A 2,943-nucleotide genomic window follows, 5' to 3' on the forward strand; every position below is an offset into this window, starting at 1 on the left:
GCTGGGACAGGTTCAATCCGAACTGCGATGCCATCACGCCGGGCGCAGTGAGGTCTGCGAGCGACAGAGGCTCGAGGACGCCAATCGCCCTGACCATGCGCGCGTACACCTCGGTTCGGGTGATCACGCGCCTGGCGCGGCGGTTCCAACCGTGCTGGCGGAAGACGGACTCCATGAGCGCGGTCGCCAGGTCGAAGGCGATGTACACCGTGCCAAACCGGAGAGCCAGGTCGTCGTAGCGATTGCCACCAGAGCGGCCGAAGTGAAGGGCCGTCCCGCGATACGCAGCACGACTCACGTGCTGGAGAAGTTCCCCCGCGGGGATGATTCGGGCCGGAACGTCAGGCGGCGGCACCGCCGTGCTCCGACCGCTGCACGCCGAGCGAAGCAAGCACGACGCGCGCGGTCGCGTCGACGTTGCCTCGATTCACACTCGCCGCCGGAGGTTGGCCGCCCAACGCCTCGCAGGGCTCCGCCAAGGCGCGGTACACCGTCCAGGCATCGACGTCTTCCGCAGCCTGGAGCACGGCGCGCGTCAACTGCAGCCCCGGTGACTCCAGTTGCCAGTCGGGAATCCGCTGACCTCGGCGGCCGACGTCCAGCGCAAGCAACCTGCGGGCGGCGATGTCCTTGTAGATCTGCTGGCGGGACTTGTGGGCCAGGCGCACGAAGTCGGCAAGCGGCAGGTTGTGCGGTCGATCGAACTCGCGCAGCAGTTCAGCGCGACCTTGCTGGACGTCGGCAGCCGTCGGCGCCCAGGAGGTGGCTGCGCGCAGTGACGCGGCTTTCCCGCGCAGGGTTTCTGTCAAGGGTGACTTGTCGATGGCGGTGTTCGTGGCAGCCGCCAGCTTCTCTCGAACAAGGCGGTCAAGCTCGAACAGGAATGCACCACGGTCGCGAACCGTGACCGCCTTGTCGAAGCGACGAACTTCCGTCGGGGTGACAAGTGGTTGGTTCACAGCTGATGCCGCTTGTGCCTTGCGCATGGCGAACTCCCCGTACGCACTGAGATGCGGCAGAGTAGTCTCGTTTGTCTCGTATGTCAACTTTGACAACCATAACTCGGCGAGTGTTGCAGGGGCGGCCGATGCTTTTCGGTGGCGCTTGGGCCGCGACGCCGCGCGCGACTCCAGGCAGATTGCCTTTTCTGCGCCTGTCGCTACGCTTGGAACCCTGTGGATTGCGAGATGCGCAAGTTGATCTTCTTTGCGGCGCTGCCTCTGCCGCCCGATCCTCGAGACCTACCGAAAGCTGTTCCGCTACGCAGAACTGGAGTGGGCGACACCGCTGTCGATCCGCCGCACAGTGGTCGCTCGCCTGTACGACCGCGGTGCCGACGAGGAGCAGGTGGGTCTGGTGCTCGGCATCAGCGAACGCAGGGCGGTGCGCGAGCAGTTTCCGCGGGTCAGGCCGAGCATGACAAGCTTGGTCACAGAACTGGTCTGAAGGCTGCGACCGCGCGGTTCCCTGTGGCAATCGCCTCGATGGCTCGATAGCGGTCCGCTGCTGATCCTGCAGGCACATGCACTCGCGGCTGTAGAAGCAGTCAGAGACGGCACGGCCGGTACTGCTCGGCAAGCAAAGGCTGCAGGCCAACTCGTTCCCGATGCCGATGCCGATGGCGCGGTTCGAATACTGCGCAGCGGTGTGGCCGATCAGATCCGGGTGTCGGCTTGTCGATCGCCGTTGTCATCGGCGTCAACTGCGCTCGGACAAAGCGTCCGCGACGCCCGCCGCATGCGCCTGCTGGTCGGCGTGGTAGCTCGAGCGCACCAGCGCGCCGATGGCGGCATGGGTGAAGCCCATCGCGCGCGCCTCGCGCTCGAACAGGCCGAAGGTGTCCGGGTGCACGTAGCGCCGCACCGGCAGGTGGTGACCGCTCGGCGCCAGGTACTGGCCGATGGTCAGCATGTCGATGTCGTGCGCGCGCATGTCACGCATCACGGCGAGAATCTCGTCGTCGGTCTCGCCGAGGCCGACCATCAGCCCGCTCTTGGTCGGCACGCCCGGCACGCGCGCCTTGAACTGCTTCAGCAGGTTCAGACTGAAGGCGTAGTCGCTGCCCGGCCGCGCCTCCTTGTACAGCCGCGGGATGGTCTCGAGGTTGTGGTTCATCACGTCCGGCGGCGCGGCCGTCAGGATGTCCAGCGCACGCTGGTCGCGGCCGCGGAAGTCGGGCACCAGCACTTCGATGGTGGTGGCCGGCGACTGCTCGCGCACCGCGCGGATGCAGTCGACGAAGTGGCCGGCGCCACCGTCGCGCAGGTCATCCCGGTCCACGCTGGTGATGACGACGTACTTCAGCTTGAGCGCCGCGATCGTTTTCGCCAGGTTGGCCGGCTCGTCGGCATCGAGCGGGTCGGGCCGGCCGTGGCCGACGTCGCAGAACGGGCAGCGCCGCGTGCACTTGTCGCCCATGATCATGAAGGTGGCGGTGCCCTTGCCGAAACACTCGCCGATGTTCGGGCACGACGCTTCTTCGCACACCGTGTGCAGCTTGTGCTCGCGCAGGATCTGCTTGATCTCGTAGAAGCGGGTCGTCGGGCTGCCGGCCTTGACGCGGATCCACTCGGGCTTTTTCAGCGCCTCGGCCGGGACGATCTTGATCGGGATGCGCGCGGTCTTGGCCTGGGCCTTCTGCTTCGTGCTCGGGTCATAGCTGACGGACGAGTTGATGGCGTCAACGGGCGCCGAACTGCCGATCGGATCAGGCACTGGCGTCACCGTTGGCGCGCTTGCGGGGGCGGGCCGGGCTTGGGGCCGGTGCGGCGGCACCGTTGCCTGCCTTGCGCCCGCCCTTCCTTGCAGCCTCGCGCAAGCTCGCCTGCACGAAGCTCAAGTGAATGTTCGCCGCGGCGCGCGCCGCCTCGGGGTCGCGCGCGGTGATCGCCTTGGCGATCTGGGCGTGCTGCTCGTCGAGCAGCGTCACGTTCTCGGCGTGGT

General features: G+C 66.9%; 4 protein-coding genes and 1 pseudogene. 1 reads left to right on the forward strand and 4 read right to left on the reverse strand.

The genetic code is table 11. The features are described 5' to 3' along the window. Window positions 1-355, reverse strand: a 355-nt coding sequence (locus QZV97_RS20650) for an RES domain-containing protein (RefSeq protein ID WP_295647269.1), incomplete at its 3' end; no start/stop codon positions are given. After that, window positions 342-986 carry an integrase gene (locus tag QZV97_RS20655; protein ID WP_295647271.1) on the reverse strand — a complete coding sequence of 215 codons (645 nt, stop codon included), beginning with the start codon at window positions 984-986 and terminating at the stop codon, window positions 342-344. The genes QZV97_RS20655 and QZV97_RS20650, both read right to left, overlap by 14 nt. Before the next feature lie 220 nt (window positions 987-1,206). Here QZV97_RS20655 and QZV97_RS20660 point away from each other — a divergent pair, with 220 nt between their 5' ends. Next, entirely contained in the window at window positions 1,207-1,446 is a 240-nt protein-coding gene (locus QZV97_RS20660) for a hypothetical protein (protein ID WP_295647273.1), read from the forward strand. Between the two features lie 252 nt (window positions 1,447-1,698). Here QZV97_RS20660 and lipA read toward each other — a convergent pair whose 3' ends face one another. Continuing rightward, complete coding sequence (gene lipA / locus QZV97_RS20665; RefSeq protein ID WP_295647275.1) at window positions 1,699-2,703, reverse strand: lipoyl synthase; 1,005 nt, start codon at window positions 2,701-2,703, stop codon at window positions 1,699-1,701. Window positions 2,704-2,707: 4 nt separating this feature from the next. Then, a pseudogene (locus tag QZV97_RS20670) lies at window positions 2,708-2,943 on the reverse strand (hypothetical protein); the annotation flags it as partial.

It is taken from the genome of uncultured Methylibium sp. (assembly GCF_902826655.1).
GTDB lineage: Bacteria > Pseudomonadota > Gammaproteobacteria > Burkholderiales > Burkholderiaceae_C > Methylibium.

Coding starts and splice junctions, on each gene's coding strand:
- QZV97_RS20655 (WP_295647271.1), bottom strand. CDS start 986: ATGCGCAAGGCACAAGCGGCATCAGCTGTGAACCAACCACTTGTCACC.